Origin of the sequence: Stieleria marina, from assembly GCA_007741555.1 — a bacterium.
Lineage (GTDB): Bacteria > Planctomycetota > Planctomycetia > Pirellulales > Pirellulaceae > K23-9.
Map to the genome: position 1 here is coordinate 4,456,642 of CP036526.1, position 15,000 is coordinate 4,471,641.

14 protein-coding genes are annotated in these 15,000 nt (G+C 55.8%); 6 read left to right on the plus strand and 8 right to left on the minus strand.

Going from position 1 to position 15,000, the window contains the following annotated elements; genetic code table 11:
• Positions 1 to 55: 55 nt before the first annotated feature.
• Positions 56 to 823, minus strand: a complete 768-nt coding sequence (locus K239x_RS15945; protein WP_145419235.1) for a PIG-L deacetylase family protein — start codon at positions 821 to 823, stop codon at positions 56 to 58.
• Positions 824 to 982: 159 nt separating this feature from the next.
• On the opposite strand from K239x_RS15945, the gene argS reads away from it, so the two are divergent.
• The 4 genes from argS (at position 983) to K239x_RS15965 (ending at position 6,926) form a co-directional block, all read left to right on the plus strand.
• Positions 983 to 2,962, plus strand: coding sequence for an arginine--tRNA ligase (gene argS, locus K239x_RS15950; RefSeq protein ID WP_145419236.1), 1,980 nt, complete (start codon positions 983 to 985; stop codon positions 2,960 to 2,962).
• A 455-nt stretch (positions 2,963 to 3,417) separates the two neighbouring features.
• Positions 3,418 to 4,920, plus strand: a complete 1,503-nt coding sequence (locus K239x_RS15955; protein ID WP_145419237.1) for a serine/threonine-protein kinase — start codon at positions 3,418 to 3,420, stop codon at positions 4,918 to 4,920.
• A gap of 265 nt (positions 4,921 to 5,185) precedes the next feature.
• Positions 5,186 to 5,578, plus strand: a complete 393-nt coding sequence (locus K239x_RS15960) for a hypothetical protein (RefSeq protein ID WP_145419238.1) — start codon at positions 5,186 to 5,188, stop codon at positions 5,576 to 5,578.
• Between the two features lie 22 nt (positions 5,579 to 5,600).
• On the plus strand, positions 5,601 to 6,926 hold the full coding sequence (locus K239x_RS15965) for an alpha/beta hydrolase family protein (protein WP_145419239.1): 1,326 nt from the start codon (positions 5,601 to 5,603) through the stop codon (positions 6,924 to 6,926).
• Positions 6,927 to 6,987: 61 nt separating this feature from the next.
• On the opposite strand, the gene K239x_RS15970 is transcribed toward K239x_RS15965, so the two are convergent.
• Positions 6,988 to 8,097 carry a hypothetical protein gene (locus K239x_RS15970; protein ID WP_145419240.1) on the minus strand — a complete coding sequence of 370 codons (1,110 nt, stop codon included), beginning with the start codon at positions 8,095 to 8,097 and terminating at the stop codon, positions 6,988 to 6,990.
• A 275-nt stretch (positions 8,098 to 8,372) separates the two neighbouring features.
• On the opposite strand from K239x_RS15970, the gene K239x_RS15975 reads away from it, so the two are divergent.
• On the plus strand, positions 8,373 to 8,948 hold the full coding sequence (locus K239x_RS15975; protein ID WP_145419241.1) for a hypothetical protein: 576 nt from the start codon (positions 8,373 to 8,375) through the stop codon (positions 8,946 to 8,948).
• 475 nt (positions 8,949 to 9,423) lie between these two features.
• Here K239x_RS15975 and K239x_RS15980 read toward each other — a convergent pair whose 3' ends face one another.
• The 6 genes from K239x_RS15980 to K239x_RS16000 form a co-directional block, all read right to left on the minus strand.
• The gene (locus K239x_RS15980; RefSeq protein WP_145419242.1) at positions 9,424 to 10,173 is read right to left on the minus strand and encodes a tetratricopeptide repeat protein; all 750 of its coding nucleotides are present in this window, start codon (positions 10,171 to 10,173) and stop codon (positions 9,424 to 9,426) included.
• A complete protein-coding gene (locus K239x_RS15985) occupies positions 10,173 to 10,535 on the minus strand; it encodes a hypothetical protein (RefSeq protein ID WP_145419243.1) in 363 nt (120 codons plus the stop codon). Before K239x_RS15985 ends, K239x_RS15980 begins: the two co-directional genes overlap by 1 nt.
• Before the next feature lie 179 nt (positions 10,536 to 10,714).
• Positions 10,715 to 12,082: a type II and III secretion system protein family protein gene (locus K239x_RS15990; RefSeq protein WP_419189025.1), complete on the minus strand. Its 1,368-nt coding sequence runs from the start codon at positions 12,080 to 12,082 to the stop codon at positions 10,715 to 10,717.
• Positions 12,060 to 12,485 carry a pilus assembly protein N-terminal domain-containing protein gene (locus tag K239x_RS28725; RefSeq protein WP_419189026.1) on the minus strand — a complete coding sequence of 142 codons (426 nt, stop codon included), beginning with the start codon at positions 12,483 to 12,485 and terminating at the stop codon, positions 12,060 to 12,062. The genes K239x_RS15990 and K239x_RS28725 overlap by 23 nt, the downstream gene beginning before the upstream one ends.
• Positions 12,486 to 13,051: 566 nt before the next feature.
• Positions 13,052 to 13,474, minus strand: coding sequence for a Fur family transcriptional regulator (locus K239x_RS15995; RefSeq protein ID WP_145419244.1), 423 nt, complete (start codon positions 13,472 to 13,474; stop codon positions 13,052 to 13,054).
• A gap of 180 nt (positions 13,475 to 13,654) precedes the next feature.
• Positions 13,655 to 14,002, minus strand: a complete 348-nt coding sequence (locus K239x_RS16000; RefSeq protein WP_145419245.1) for a Flp family type IVb pilin — start codon at positions 14,000 to 14,002, stop codon at positions 13,655 to 13,657.
• A 379-nt stretch (positions 14,003 to 14,381) separates the two neighbouring features.
• Between K239x_RS16000 and K239x_RS16005 the strand changes: the two genes are divergently transcribed.
• Positions 14,382 to 14,726, plus strand: coding sequence for a MerC domain-containing protein (locus K239x_RS16005; protein ID WP_145419246.1), 345 nt, complete (start codon positions 14,382 to 14,384; stop codon positions 14,724 to 14,726).
• Positions 14,727 to 15,000 lie beyond the last annotated feature (274 nt).

A 15,000-nucleotide genomic window follows, 5' to 3' on the forward strand; every position in this document is an offset into this window, starting at 1 on the left:
GTTGATTCTGTCATCGTGTGGGTGTTCTTGCGATCCAAAGTCTTTCCGCTTGCGTCTAGCGGTTGTCCACGATGATGTCCGCCAGCGCATCGGCCAATGGGTCATCGTTTTCACCGCAAAACCCCCAGTGCTCACGACGCCGCCAGCCTTCGGCATACTCAAACTTGCCACTCATACGGCCCATCTCCAAGCTGATGTTCCGCAACGTTTGCAGATAGCTATCCTGCCCCTGGCTCTCATCCAGCCACTGTTTTTGGCTCGCGTGACACGCCAGGGCTTCGACTTTTTGTTCGACGACGTCCGTATCATCGACAAAGAAGTGCGGCACGACAGTTTCGCCCAGCGGCGTTTTGTTGCCGACCGGTTGGCAGTGGTACACGGTGACCGGATCGGCATACGTTTCCACCGGCGGATCGCTGGGCAAATTTGGCATGCCATGAGCAAACGCAGCACTGACCGCCAACCGGCAGCAGATTTCGTGGTCTTCCATGTAATCGATCGGCGGATGAGTCAGCAGAATCGTCGGCTTGGCCATTCGCACGATCGCAGCGACTTTCTTCAGGTTCTGCGTCGTGTAGGAAGCTTCCATGTCGGGATAAATCGGCGGATAGTGCGTCGCCCCCAAAACCTTGCAAGCCTCGCGGGCCTCTTCTAATCGGGTCGCAGCACACTCGGCCGGGTCCATCGTGGTCGACCCACGCGACCCGTCGCACAAACAGACATAGTGCAAATCCCAGCCGCGCTTGCCTAACTGCAGCAGCGCTCCGGCCATAAAAAATTCGATGTCATCCGGGTGAGCACAGATCGCGAGAACCGACGGCATGGAAAGACGTTCTTCAAAAGAGGAATCGAGCGTGGGAGTTGGGCCCGAAGTTTACCAAATCAGCCGTCTACCGGGAGTCGAAGCCCGCGTGATATTCTGACGTGACCAAACCGTCTTTGATTCTGCCGACCTTCTTCTGCCAATTCGCTGATCGCCACCATGCACCTTCCCGCTATTTTGCAAGAACGCCTTTCCGACGCCCTGTCCGGATTGACCGATTCGCCTGAACAATATGCGTCGATGATTCGCGGCACCACTGATCCCGCCTTTGGTGATTATCAAGTCAACTGCGCGATGCCGCTGGCCAAACAGATCGATGGCAAAAACCCCCGTGAAATCGCCGGCGAGATTGTCGACAACCTCAAGGTCGACGATCTGTGCCAATCCAGTGACATCGCGGGCCCCGGGTTTATCAACTTAAAAATTGACGATCAGTTCCTTGCTGACTCGTTGGCCAAGTTGCTCGGCGATGAACGTTGCCTGGTCCAACCGGTCAACGCCCCCAAAAACATCGTGGTTGATTTTTCGTCGCCCAATGTTGCCAAACCAATGCACGTCGGCCACATCCGCAGCACGGTGATCGGCGACTCACTGGCTCGGATTCTTGGCTTCCTGGGCCACAACGTCACGACCGACAATCACCTAGGCGACTGGGGCACTCAGTTTGGCATGATCATCTACGGGTACAAGCATTTTGGCGATCCGGACGTGGTCAAGAAGAACCCGGTGCCCGAATTGGCGTTGCTGTATCGCAAAGTGAATCAGCTGATCGACTACCGCAAAGCCGTCGCGTCGGTCGAACCAAGCAAGCAGGCGATCGCCGAAACGGAAATCCTGGTCAAGCAAACCGAGGCCGAATTGGCAGCGACGGAAAAACCGAACAAGAAAAAACGCAAAGCCCTGGCGAATCTGAAACGCCGATTGTCATCCAGCCAAGACAACTTGGCGGCAGCGCAAGCGAAAATCGCAGCGGTGCTGGCGGATCCCGAAACCGCCAAAACGGCCGACCAGCATGCCACGATCGACAAAGATGTCTTGGCCGAAACGGTCAAACTGCACGAAGGCGACGAAGAGAACCTGACGCTGTGGAAAGAATTCCTGCCGTTCTGCAAAGACGAAATCAATCGCATCTACGATCGATTGCACGTGTCGTTTGATCACACGTTGGGCGAGAGTTTTTATCATTCGATGTTGGCCGACGTGGTCGACGAATTGGTCGACAAAGGATTGGCAAAGAAAAGCGACGGAGCCGTTTGCGTGTTCTTGGATGGCTACGACGCTCCGATGATCATTCGCAAACAAGACGGTGCGTTTTTGTACGCGACCACGGACTTGGCCACGCTGAAGTACCGCGAGGACACATTTAATCCTGACGAAGTCCTGTATGTCGTCGATTCACGCCAGGGCGAACATTTCCAAAAACTGTTTCAAGTCGCCAAACTGATCGGCCACGACAAAGTCCATTTGGAACACGTCAATTTCGGAACCGTCCTGGACGAAAACGGTCGCCCGATGAAAACACGAAGCGGCACGCTAATCGGGCTGGAAGGCTTGTTGGACGATGCCGTCGCAGGGGCTCGCAGCGTCGTTTGCGATCCCGAACGATTGGCCAAGATGGATCCGCCGATGGATCAAGACGAACAGAACGCCATCGCCGAAGCCGTCGGGATCGGAGCGATCAAGTACGCTGATTTGGCACACCACCGGACCAGCGACTACCGCTTTAGTTTGACCAAAATGGTTTCGCTTGATGGCAACACGTCGGCGTACATTCAGTATTCCGTCGCACGCACGCAGAGCATTCTTCAAAAAGTCGGCACGGATCAGTCGGCCATCATCGATCGCGTGGCCCAGCATTCGATCCAGTTCACCGATCCCGCCGAACGGACTTTGGCGTTGATGTTGCTCAAGTTTGAAGAAGCCTTGGTCAACGTCCACAACGACTACGCCCCCAATCAATTGGTCGACTATTTGTTTGACACGGCCAAGGCCTACGCAAGTTTCAACGAACAGTGCCATGTGATGAACGCCGAAACTGACGCGATCCAGACGACTCGGTTGGCACTGGTCGCGTCGACTGGCAACGTGCTGAAAAAAGGCCTTTCGCTGCTGGGCATCGCTTCGGTCCCACGCATGTAGTTTTCACGTAGGCGGGTCCCACGCGTCGGGCAGGTTGGTTCCGCGTGTGACGTAGGTAAATTTTTGTCGCCACGCTGGGTTATCACTGCTACGCGGGGTTATCACTGCCACGCTAGTTTTTGACTGCCACACTGGAGTTTTCATAACCACGCTGGGATCGACTGCACGTCTGGCAGAGACGGTTTGCCTTGGCCATCGACTCAGCCCCGGTCCGGTCAGGTGCGATCCGGTCCGGTCCGGTCGCAGGGATTGTTCGGATCGCATCGATCGACGCCGACCGGCAACCGCCTACCGACGGAAAACCGAGGCAGGTTCTGATATTCCGAGGGGCTCCCCAACCGCCGTTGAGTGTAGAATGGCGGTTGGAAGTCGCAATGGGAAAATTGCCCACGGCCCTTTCTCTCCTCATCCCACCACTACGCAATCAGGCCTCCCCTGGGCCGCTTATTGAATCAATGGACGGTCCAACAACACCTGAAGAATTCGTTGCGCGCATCTCGGAATTGGGATTAGCCACGCGCCGCGAAGTGGCTCGAGCATCCAAAGATTTGGGTGTCGGCGAACGAACGCTCAAAGACGCCGTCGCAGTCATGCAGCGTCACGGTTTGGTCACGACGCTGCAGTCGGACAAAATTCTCAAGGGCGACAAAACCGGTTACTTTTACGGTGACTACAAAGTCCTGTATCTGATCGGGCAAGGTACGTTTGCCCGCGTGTATCGCGCCCAGCTTGGCGACGAAGTCTTCGCGGTCAAAGTCCTGCGCAAACGTTTTCGCGACGAAGCCAAAGAACTGGAGCAGTTTCTGCGCGAAGGCCGCATGGGACTGAAACTTCGACACCCCAACATCGTCAGTATCATCGACGTCGTGCCTGATGTCCGCACACCGTTCTTGGTGATGGAATTTGTCGAAGGCCAGACGCTTCGTTCGCTCGTAAAAGTTCGCGGCAAACTGCCTGCGCTGCTGGCGTTGCAACTGATGTCGGATATTGCCTCGGGCTTGGCTCATGCGCAAAGTCTGGGGATCTCGCACCGTGACTTGAAACTGTCCAACGTTCTGATTTCGTCCGACGGTCGCTGCAAACTTGTTGACTTTGGACTGGCCGCTTTGGCGGACCGCAAAGACCCCGAACAGATGGCCGATTGCCCCAACGCTCGCGCAATCGACTATGCCGCTTTGGAACGCGGCACCGGTGTTCGCAAAGACGATCCGCGAAGCGACGTGTACTTTGCCGGCAACATGCTTTACCACATGATCGCAGGAGTCCCGGCGCTGACCGAAACTCGCGACCGCTTGCAGCGATTAGGCGTCAATCGTTTTCACGAAGTCCGTCCGTTGCACGAATTGGTGCCCGATGTCCCCGGCGTTGCCAACGGTGTCGTGCAACGAGCAATGGAAGTGAATCCCGACAAGCGATTGCAAAGCGCAGCCGCATTGAACGCGGAATGCAAAAAAGCCATCGAACACCTACAACGCTATGGGCCCGAGGGAAAACCCAAGGGCGATGACGAACAGGGCCAAACTGAAGAAGACGAGCTCCCAACCATCGAAGGCGAAGGCTATGTCGTGATGTTGGTTGAATCAAAAGCCAAGTTGCAAAACGCGATTCGCGAACGCCTGAAATCGCGTGGCTATCGCGTTCTAGTGATCCAAGATCCCAACCGTGCGTTGAATCGTTTTGCCGAAGGAGAAGATCGTCCCGCTGACTGCGTGATCTTTGGCGCCTCGGAACTGGGATCGCTGGCGCTCGAAGCGTACAACAAGTTCGCGTCCGATGAACACACTTGCGAAATCCCCGCCATTTTGCTGGTCGATCGCAAGCAAAGCAAAATCATCGCCGAAGCACGCCGTGGCGGAAAACGGCTGATGCTAGGTCTACCGCTGAAAGTCCGCGAACTGCGCGGAGCGTTGATGAAATTGCTAGCCGACGTCGAACGACGCGAAATCGGCACTTACTAACACGCCGAAACGATCGTCGGGCCGGCGTCCTTCGTCTGCCTGCACGCCATCGGCGCCGCAGCGTATTTCGCCCCGCGGTCGCCCATCGCGCCACCGCTCGCTGGCATTATCCAGTATCTTGCAGCGTTCATCTGGCAGCTTTGTCGGGCGACCGAATGCCCGCGACCGAATGCCCGCGTCAGAACCCCCGATGAAAAGCCCGTCGCTTCTGCGATGCTGCTGTTTCCAGATTCCTCCCCTTCAGATTCTTTCCCCTTCTAGATCAATGTCCAACAAAATCTCCATCAGCCTCGTCTGCTGCCAAGACACACCTGCACAACACTCGCAGATCGTGACCATCGAAGCCAACACTTCGGTGCTTTCGGATCAGCTGATTTCCGAAGCACAGCAAAACCTTGATGCCAACGAATCCAAAGGCCTGCACTTGGCTGCCGAACACGAAACCCACGGACCGGTTTCTTATGTGCAACAAGTCAACGAAGGCGGATTCTTTGTCTACGTCGGCGATCCCGCCGCGCTGACGGAACACTGGTTTGGGCCGGGTTCTTACGTCGCATTCGTCGATTCCCAAGGCACAGGCCATGCTTCCAAAGTCGGTCCCGAGGGGTGCAAACGAACATTTCGCATGTTGAAAGGACATCTGAAACCAACCGCTTAATCGAATGGACTGGAACTGGCACATGAATACGATCCGCTACGCAGCTGTCTCCATCGCCCTTTCGTGGTTGTGCGGGTCGCCATTGTCCACGGCCAACGAGAACGCAACGGACGAATTATGGAACCATCTGCGGTCCGCGGATCAATTGGTCGACGTTCGCGACGCGTCGGTCAAGTTTGCGGATGCGGCAGAAACGCGAACCCTGCGTTTCCAAGTGACTCAAGCACCTACGTTACAAAAGACCGCCTGGGTGGCCGTCCCCGCGCCCGCAGCAGGCTGGCAACTTGGCCAAACGAAATCCGTTTGCGTGACGGCCAAAAACACCGGCCAGTCCAAAACGAGTGTCACCCTGTGGGTTGTCGGCACCAGCGGTTGGTCGGCGGTGGGAGACGCGGCTGAACTTGCGGCCGGACAAAGTCAGACTCTCTGCTGCGACTTGCGAGACTCCTTCAAAGACGGCACACCCCGAATCGACCCGAACCAGATTCGGCAAATTCGGTTCATGGTGCAAAACGTCAATACAACATCGCTGGAATTCCGCAAACTGATTACCCAAGGATCTGCCGATGCTTTCAAGCCATCTGCAGGCCGACTGAGCGTCCCCAAACTGACGAACGGTAACCCCGCCCCCGGCCGACGCGTTCGCTATCCGCTGGCCGGTGCTGAATCGGACGATCTGTACTGCGTCGTCTACCTGCCGACAGACTGGACCCCCGGTGCGTCTTTCCCCGTGATCGCGGAATTTCCCGGCAACTTTTATTGCCACGCCGGCAGGTGTTGGTCGCCCGGACGCCCAGAGCAGTGCGTGATTGGATACGGGGCAACCAAGGGTCAAGGCGCGATCTGGATCAGCCTGCCCTTCGTGGATCGCGAAACCAACAGCGTCGCCGAATCAGGATTTGGATCTGACGCTGGCGACGACACGGTCGATTATGCCAACCGAGCCTTGGACGAAATCTGCAGTCGATGGGGCGGCGATCCAGACAACGTCGTGTTAAGCGGGTTTTCGCGAGGAGCAATTGCCTGCGGCTACATCGGACTGCGAAACAAAACCATGGCGCAACGCTGGAAAGGCTTCATTACCTGCCAACACTACGACGGATCCAACTGGCGACAATCCAACCTTCCCGACGCGGTAGTTCGCGCACCCCGGTTTGCCGGCCAAGCGATCTTTCAGTTGGACAACTCCCAGGCCAAGTACCAGGCGGTCGTCGATGCAACCGATCCCGCCGTCGTTTGGACATGGGCTCAGTCCGGTTTGGGAGACCACGACACGGCCATGTTTTTGGATGACCGACCGTGCATGAAACAGCTGCGAAAGTGGTTCGACGATCTGGTGGGCAGCTAATTTCTGCCAATCCAATTTTGTACCCGTTCCTCGATTGGCCAGATCAGCCCCGCGCAGTCGCTCAGTCTGCGATCCGGTCTCCGTCGCTGTCTGTGATCCGAGCAAGTGGATCCGACAGGACGGCTTCCCAGGCGATCTTACGAAACGCTTTGTCCAGTTCGACACTGGGATAGCTATCGTCGGTCAAGCCAAAAATGTTCTTGTCGATCAACTCGGGCGAACGCCGATAGAGCGCCGCATAAAAAACGTAACCCTCCAACGCCTCGATACCGCGGCCCAGATGCCCTAGTTGATCGCGCCAAAGCGAGCGTTCTTTGCCCCCGACTGCTTTGTGGATTCCTTGAACACCCGGCAGTTTGCCTTGGTGATAATACTCCACGGCCAGTACCATGGCTTGCGAAGTCGGCAGGACGTAGACGCGATCTTCGTAGCTGCGGTTCAGCTGGGTGAAGCTTTCCAAAAACATCGCTCGTTTTTCTTTTGCCAACCGCTGGACAAGTTCAACGGTAAGCTCCGATTCCGACGTGGGCCGCCTGGGAAGCTGCCCCAACTGGGGCCAAGCGTCAGACAAGTAGAACACCATATCGGGATTGTATTTCAAACAGAAATCGGTCCAGCACGAATAGTATTCCGCGCGATCATTGTAGTACGGCCCCCACATCATAGCGTCCCACTGCGCGTTGGCGATTGTCGCTAGCAGCAGTGGTTTGGGTTTGCGATTGAACTGAAAGATTCCGTTTTCCTGTTCCCATTTGTATCGCGCGCTGCCGGTCATGCCGCCACCAACGTGCGTGACCGGCCGCGGCTGATCGTAACCGGCAGCGGCCACGATTTTTGGCAATGTGCCGTACCCTGGCGACATAAAACTGTGCCCTGTGCCGACAATGCGCAAGGAACCGTCCGTCGGCTTGTCATACGACTTTAGCGGTTTGGCGCCCTTGGTTTTCGCATAGATCGCCGCGATTGCTTGGGGACTCTGGTAACAGACGGCGTGCTCCGGAAAACGACTCTCATCCCAGCCCGGATCAACCGCAAAAGTCCGCGGAGCACCTTGCTGTGCCTTGGCCCGGCCCGCCTTGTTACGCAACTGGGCTGACACAGAACGGGGAACCGACACGATCGCAGCGCCAACGACCAGAATTAGCAAGCTTATAAAAGAGCGATAAGTCAACACAGAACACCAGTTTGTTTTGCGGCAGTAGATAAAGATTCGCCCAACAGCAACCAGCCGCGAACCATTTGCGACGTCACCATCATAGATGAATATTAGCTGTCACGATTGCCGCGAGGCGTCACCCCGAACGATCTTGGACGGATTCGTCACTGACGCCCCAAAAGCACCAACCCGATTGGCCGCTACCAAACGTGGCAATACCAAAGATGACCCGCTATAAAGTGGCGGCAATCGTCCCACCTCAACGCCTCGACACAACACAAGGTCCCTCCGTGGCCATCGGCATACTCTTACTGGTACTCATCTATTTTGCCGCCGTCATTCCGATCGGTGCTGTTTTCCTGCGCGGTGGGATTGCGTTGGCCAATCGCATCATCGGCCCCGTGCATACACATGGCGATGCCGCGACGGGAGAACCGGTGAAGGGGGCACAGGAATCTGCTGTAGATAATGCCCCCGTGCGAGACCTCGCCAATCCGTTTAGTCCGCCCGCAACAGTAAGCCAACACAATTTCGGCATGGAGGCTTCGAGTTCGGCGATCCCCAAACTTGATTTTGGGCGAGCATGCTTGGTGATGTTGATCCTAGTAGTCGCCATGTTTGTGATCAGCGTTTTGTTTGGCTTGGCGCTCCGAATGACTGGAATGTTTGGAATGGTAGATCTCGCGTTCGTCAACGTCGCGGTCTGGGGATTGATGTTCTTTGCCGGATCGGCCGTGCTGATGGTGATGGCTCCGACGACGTATTCGCGATCCATGCTGGCCGTGCTGATGACCTACCTAATGGCGCTGGCCGTAGCAGCGTGCCTCGGCGGCGTCGTGTTTTTGATTTCGTCGCTCTCGCGATGACGCTCAGAGCGCCAAGCGAAGAAGCCGAAGTTAAGCTCAGTTCAGTCCAGCCCAGCTCGCTGGACCACCAAGAATCGGCCCCGAAAAGCCATTTGTTGGCGGCGCCTGCACAAGCAGTCAATCACTAATTTTGCAATTGAGGTGGTGGCAGTCGCGCTATGTTTAAGGTCCAGCGTCTACGACGGTACAAAAGACGCGTCTGACGGTTTCCAGTCGACATTGAAGAGATCGTGACTTCTAGCGCAGTTGAGAAATGCCTGCGTATTGCTCGATGGTTTTAGCGATCCGTTTCATGTAATCGGCAAACGAAATGCACGCGTTGGTGCCACCCTGTCAAAAAAACGCTGAGTCGACGAAGGCGAATCGGAATCAAGTGAACCAGGCGAGTTTGCCTCGTCAAGGTGCCGAATCTGTACCGCGTGACGAATCAAAGTGCATTTACTCATGAACCTGCCGCGGGAATCCATCAGGATTCTCAAAGAGCCTGTTGGTGGTTTAGCTTCGCGACTTTAGTGCGGAGGGTTTCGTGAAGGGCGAGAGACTGTGGAAGGCAATTCGGAATTTGTGTCGCCTTGGAGAGGTGCTTTTCCGCCTGTTTTAGTTTTCCGTGCTCGATGTCCAAGACTGCCAAGTTGTGATGAGCGGCTGCTGGGCCGTAGAGTTCGATAAACTGTTTCATTGCCTCGTCTCGGTCGTCAAGTTTGTAGGCGACAACCGCTCTGCTGGCTCGCAGTCGCTCGTTATTGGGATACGTTTCGAGGCCGAGATCTACGTTCGCAGCCGCTTCGGTGCATCGGCCCGATTCAATAAGAGTCCATGCGAGGTTGTTATACGTCTCTGGTGTCGCGGTGCCTTGTCCGATGACGCGTTGATAGCGCGCGACCGCTTTGTCCGTTTGGCCGACTTGTGCGAAAAGCGGAGCGAGCACGGCATCCAGCGAGTCGGACGATCGGTCCAGGCTCTCGGCCTTTTCGTAAAGCAAAATCGCTTCTTTGGCGTGCCCCTCTTTCGCCACGGACTCGGCAGCTTTCATGCACAGCGTCCTTTCATCGGACTTTCCAACAGGACTCTTGCCTTCGGGTTCATGCCCCAGGGATTGGCTCAGAGATCCGTTCAGAGGTTTGACCAACGGCTCACTTGTCTTCGTCTCAAGGCTGCTGCATCCAGACTGATTGCATAACAACAGCAGTGCAAACAGTTGGAACATGATTCCAGAACGTGGCATCAAAAGTTCCCCCCACTCAAGCCAGTTCCCTGGGCTCCCGAACGCGAACCATTGCCTTGTGATTGGCCGCCTCCCACTAAACTGTTCTCAGCCAGCACCCCGGATAGACCCAGTGCGGGTGGTACGGCAATTTCTACCCGAGCGTCGGTGATTCCACTCTCGTATAGCTTGCTGGTGACGGCCGCCAAGCGGACTTGATCTAAGTCGGCGTTGTAGGACGGCTGAATTTTCAGTGTCTGCGAATTCAAACTTCCTGCTGCGTTGAGACGGTCAATTCGTTCGGCCGCTGCAGGTGATAGCTTGGTTGTCCGGCCAACAAAGTCTGATTGATAGAGAACATGTTGGTCGGTGTTTGCCGCCATCACTTGCGCACGTTGAATCTCGCAAGCCTTGGAACCGGGTGGGTCCGGTATTGCGCCAGCGGGAATGTTGGCACAACAGTCAACGCCGAAGACCCCGCCGCGTTTTGCGCATCCCAGTGTCGCCATACATGCGCACAGAGAACCGGCACACAGTAAAATTGTCGTGAATTTTTGAATGCTCATTGCTGATGCTGCATTGGAGGTAGGAAGCTGTCTGACTCAACGGGGGAATATGGCCGATGAGGTGTCGCTGTCGGTTTAAGGCAGCATCGATCCGTCGGTCCAATCTGGCCAACCATGAATTGATCGCAGCGACTTTCTTCCGCCCGCTTTTGTTTCGCGTGATCGGTGCGTACCGACGCGCGATAGTCTTTGCTTCTCCGGCTTTCCAGTCGGTTGGCGATGAAAAACTCGATATCCGTCGGTTCGTGAACTTGACTGCCTGGCAACGGCGGAGTTTCACAAGCGTCCAGTGGTGCGACCAAATGAGGCGTTACCAGAATGACCAACTCCTGTTCGCCACTACTACTTCGATTCACACCGCCAGTGGAACCGATGATTGGTAAATCACCCCAGAACGGAACGCGATCCGTGCTGGCTCCGTAGTTGGTTTGCAACAGCCCCGCGACCGCGATGGTTTGGCCGCTACGCAGCTGCACGGTTGTCGAAAAATTTCGGCTGTTCAACCCGGAGACCTGTGTGCCGCCACCACCACCGCCAATGCTGGTGCCCAGCGACTCGTCTCGCGTACTGACTTCAGCGTTCATTTGTAGCCGGATCACGTCGCGATCTTGTATGTGCGGAGTGAATTGCAGTTGCACGCCGAACGGGACAAAAGAAACACCTTGCAGGTTATTGCCACCGCCGCCAGCGCCGCTAATAACGGGAATCGGAAATTGACCGCCGGCTTGAAAATCGGCCGACTCACCGTTCATGGCGACAAGGTTCGGTTCGGCAAGCGTGCGTGACAGGTTCATTCGCCGGAGTGCTTCGATCGCCACACGGACTTGGCCCATGTCCAATGATGCCAGAATATTGGCTCCGCTTTGGGCTCCAGCCCCCGTTTGCGCCAAACCACCAGCAAGCGATTGAAACACCGTCAAGCCGTTGCTATTGTCGGCCCCGAAGTTCAATCCGATGCTGCGTGCAGCCGACCGGTTGACTTCCGCAACAGTGACTTTCAACATCACTTGCTGTTCGCCAACAATCGTCATCTGGTTGATGATACCGGCTTCGATAAGTTCGATCTGATTGATTTGCCTGCGCCGAGCTGCTGCTTGGTCTTGTTGATCGAATCCATTCTCTCCAACGAGGTTAATCGTTGTTGATGACGTAGATTGGTTTTGTATGTCGGTGGGATCAGTCAGCTTAGATCGATATCCACGAGCACCCGCAACGATGCTTAGAATCTGAGACATCTCGATTGGATCGGGTGCCTGGCCTTGAACGATAATTCTGTCTTCGATCGTCGACAGTTTGACGTAGCTTTCAGGAAACTTCGCGTTGATTTCACGCTCGACCACATCAATCGGCGTAGTCCGGAACATCTACTTTGTAGGCAACGTGCGTCTGACCATTGGGCGCCGTCTGGTCCTCGAACCAGAAGATCAAGGTTGTCGTTCCTGGGTTCAATCCCGTCACGGCGACTTCCTTGCCACTCTGCTCGTCGATGATTTCCGTGCGAATGATCGTATCGGCTGGCGTGTAGATGCGTACGGGCGGCTCGGTCAACTGTAAGATTTTTGGGCGTCCGGCGACCAGCTTGAGCACCAACTCCGGATCAATCGATGTGGGAATGAACCGCGTTTCATTCCGCCTAGCTATCCTGGCCTGCTCGCTTGTCGGCTGCACATACAGTTCCTGCGGAAACTTTTCTTGTAGATGCGAGCGATTGGAATCGGCTCCGGTGGGCTGCACTGGTGTCTGAACTGGCGGTAGCAGACTTGGCACCACAGTTTTTCGCTGCCCCTGAATTGTTGGCGGAACCTCGATTTTCTGCGCTTCAGCAGACGCGGGCACCCAGAGCACCAGACCGACGAGCAGCAACGCAGTTGATCGTGTTACACGATTTTGTTGCCAAAAGAATTGCATGAGTTTCCTGATAGTCAGACAGTTACAAATTTCTGTGCGTTTTCGTCGCTCACTGCCAGTGCAACACGACGACTAGAGTCCGACCAAAGGACATACCAGCGTATTCGGCAAAACCGGCACATCCACTTGAGGCAAAACGATCCGCGTGACCGCTGCGACGATTAGTGCCTACGCATATTGCCCGGCTTAAGATCACGATCGGTCCGGCCACCGCTTCCTCAGTCAGCCGCTGGCGCGAGCCACGGGCCTTTGCAAAGACAGAATATCTACGTCACTTGCTGGAACACGATTGTTCCGCAGAGTTCACTTCCGCGCGATCTCCGCGTTTGCGATGCAGCGATAGTTCCGTGGCAAACACCAACGGCTAACAGGCCAACTCGCAAACATATGAAAGCGACGCTTGTGCTAGCAAGGCATGGTGCCGATCAGCGGCAGTCGTTGCAATGCCCGCGAAGTAGAATCTCGGTGATCTCGCCAACTTTCTCGCTGGCCCGCTTGCTGCCGACGGTCAGCTTGACATCGTCCAGACATGACACGGACCCGCAATCGACACACAAAAAATGCGGATGTCCATTGTCATGCTCAGCAGAGACCACCTCGAATCGCCAAACGTGATCGCCGACTTCTGTGCGGCGAAGTAAACCGGCCTCGACCAAGTCGTTCAGATTGCGAAATGCAGTCGCCTTATCGACGCCGCTTGCAGACAGATGCTCAGCCACCGCAGCATGCGCGAGCGGAGCGTTGGAATCCCGGAGCAATTGCAAAGTTGCCATTCGCGCCGGCGTGGCTCGCAGCCCCGCCTCGCGAATCGCCTGCTTGACCAGGTCAAGCGATTCGTCATTGGTCATATCTGCCTCACGCGATTTGATGTGTCGGTAAAGATAGAATCTTACCTATTTGCAAGCTCTATGCAAATGCAGTGCGGTCGCTCGATCGCTGTTGGACCTCGCAGACAGCACAAAAGCCAACACCAATCACGTTCTGGGCTGTCGTGAGCATCCATGCATCAGTGCGTTGGCAACCCGGGATCACGGCTCCAGAACCAAGCCACCGAAGCCATCGCCACCGCCGGCTGTGGTCGCACCAAAGACGTTGTTATCCAATCGACCGGTGTCGCTGTTGGCAACGATCGTGGCTGCGTCCAGCGCGATCGCGCCACTACCTCCGCTGGTCGTCTCGATCAGTTTGCCGGCAACGATCGGACCGTTATCGTCAGCGTGAGCGCCCGGCAGTACCGTCGCGACCGCGGCAATCAAGTCACTGGTCTTGTGCCCGAACACGGAAACGGCGGCCGCACAAATCAACGCGACACCGGCAATGATCAATCCGTACTCGACCAATCCTTGGCCCTTCTTGTTAAGAAACATCTTACGCATGGTTGTTTTCCTTTTAGGAAACGTGGAACAGAAAAATATCCTGCCGCCTTACTGAGGTATTGCATGACCAGTGCAGGCGTGTGCCGCGGCGAACAAACGGCAAACGTTCGTCGGTAACCCGTTGGCGTCCAGCGTCCTATTGAGGCAGAAGACCAGCGGACCAGTGAGGTTTAACGCCGGTGGACCGGCGATAGCCACAAGCGGTGTCATCGACCTCATCACAATACAACACCATCGACTGCACATGCAACCCATTTGCATGTGCGTTCCGGGTGTATATGTTTTCGTGAGTTGTATTTGACCAATCAGCGACGCGTTGCCTGTGAAATCGAAATGAAATCGACGTACAAGTAGCAAGACCCAGCCCGGAGAATTTTGAATGAACACAATGAACACGCTGACACGCATTTCCCCCGCCCGCGATTGGATCGGGATCGTTGCGTCGATCGGATGCGCGGTGCACTGCGCCGCGATGCCGTTTGTGATCGCATACTTGCCGATGTTGGGGTTGAGTTTTCTGGCCGACGAAGGATTTCATCGCTGGATGACGCTGGCGTGTTTCGCGATCGCACTCGCTGCCTTCGTACCCGGTTTTCGCCAGCATCGTCGCTGGGTGCCCGGTGCGATCGCGGTCATCGGCCTATCGCTGATTACGTTTGCCGCGTTCGGAATCGCCGGCGATTGCTGCGTGGCTTGTGAGATTCAAGTTGAATTTGAAAGTTAAGGATGGCTGACGTGATCACGCAGACCTGATCACGCAGCTCTAGCGCACACTGGAATTGAGTGGCTGACCTGTCGACCTCCAGTGCTCCCACTGCGGCAAACACCATCGGTCACAGCCTTCAGGTCTACAAATTCCGAGTCCCCTGCAGACCAAGTTCGTAGAGGTTTTTGATTTCGTCGCTCTCGCGGTGACGCCCCAAGCCAAAGTTCCGTTCAGACCGCTGGACAACCAAGAAGCTGGCGCGAAAAGCCATGCGTTGACTTTGGCTTGATCG

Excerpts from the sequence above, each read along its gene's own strand:
- K239x_RS15945 (WP_145419235.1), bottom strand. The coding sequence starts at position 823 with ATGCCGTCGGTTCTCGCGATCTGTGCTCACCCGGATGACATCGAATTT.
- argS (WP_145419236.1), top strand. The coding sequence starts at position 983 with ATGCACCTTCCCGCTATTTTGCAAGAACGCCTTTCCGACGCCCTGTCC.
- K239x_RS15955 (WP_145419237.1), top strand. The coding sequence starts at position 3,418 with ATGGACGGTCCAACAACACCTGAAGAATTCGTTGCGCGCATCTCGGAA.
- K239x_RS15960 (WP_145419238.1), top strand. The coding sequence starts at position 5,186 with ATGTCCAACAAAATCTCCATCAGCCTCGTCTGCTGCCAAGACACACCT.
- K239x_RS15965 (WP_145419239.1), top strand. The coding sequence starts at position 5,601 with ATGAATACGATCCGCTACGCAGCTGTCTCCATCGCCCTTTCGTGGTTG.
- K239x_RS15980 (WP_145419242.1), bottom strand. The coding sequence starts at position 10,173 with ATGCCACGTTCTGGAATCATGTTCCAACTGTTTGCACTGCTGTTGTTA.
- K239x_RS15985 (WP_145419243.1), bottom strand. The coding sequence starts at position 10,535 with ATGGCGGCAAACACCGACCAACATGTTCTCTATCAATCAGACTTTGTT.
- K239x_RS15990 (WP_419189025.1), bottom strand. The coding sequence starts at position 12,082 with ATGTTCCGGACTACGCCGATTGATGTGGTCGAGCGTGAAATCAACGCG.
- K239x_RS15995 (WP_145419244.1), bottom strand. The coding sequence starts at position 13,474 with ATGACCAATGACGAATCGCTTGACCTGGTCAAGCAGGCGATTCGCGAG.
- K239x_RS16000 (WP_145419245.1), bottom strand. The coding sequence starts at position 14,002 with ATGCGTAAGATGTTTCTTAACAAGAAGGGCCAAGGATTGGTCGAGTAC.
- K239x_RS16005 (WP_145419246.1), top strand. The coding sequence starts at position 14,382 with ATGAACACAATGAACACGCTGACACGCATTTCCCCCGCCCGCGATTGG.